Annotated in this window: 1 pseudogene; it reads left to right on the top strand. The window is 39.3% G+C overall.

Features of this window, described 5'->3' with window-relative positions:
• A pseudogene (locus ACVCZW_RS00080) lies at positions 1–496 on the top strand (gliding motility-associated C-terminal domain-containing protein); the annotation flags it as partial.

Below are 496 nucleotides of genomic sequence, written 5' to 3'. Positions count from 1 at the left end.
TAATATTTTAGCACTGCAATCTTGTGGTACAGATTCTTGTGATACAGATGCGGTATTCGATGTAACTTCAGATTATGCTTTTGCCAACCTTGCTTCCACTTGTGGACTTGGTGGTACAATTACAGTTACCTATACCGTTGCGGATGATTGTGATAACGAAACTATACTTGTTGCCATTCTTACGCTTAACGATTCTATCGGTCCAGATTTAACAGTTTGTACTACAGTTACAGATGAGTCTGTAGATTGTACAGCAGATGATAACGAAACCATTGCAGATGCTTGGAATACTGCTAACATACTTGCGCTTGAATCTTGTGCTACAGATAACTGTGATATGAATCTTGCTGGTCAAGTAACTTCCAATTACGACTTCAACAACTTAAACGTAGTTTGTGGTCCTTGTGGTTCGCTTCCTGTTACCTATACCGTTGCAGATGATTGTGGTAATGAATCTACAATTACAGTAACGCTGAACTTCGGAGATACTACTGGT

The sequence above is a fragment of the Lacinutrix sp. MEBiC02595 genome, assembly GCF_053601555.1.
Note: the sequence above shows the minus strand (reverse complement) of the source record. Positions and strands in the feature narration are given on the sequence as shown.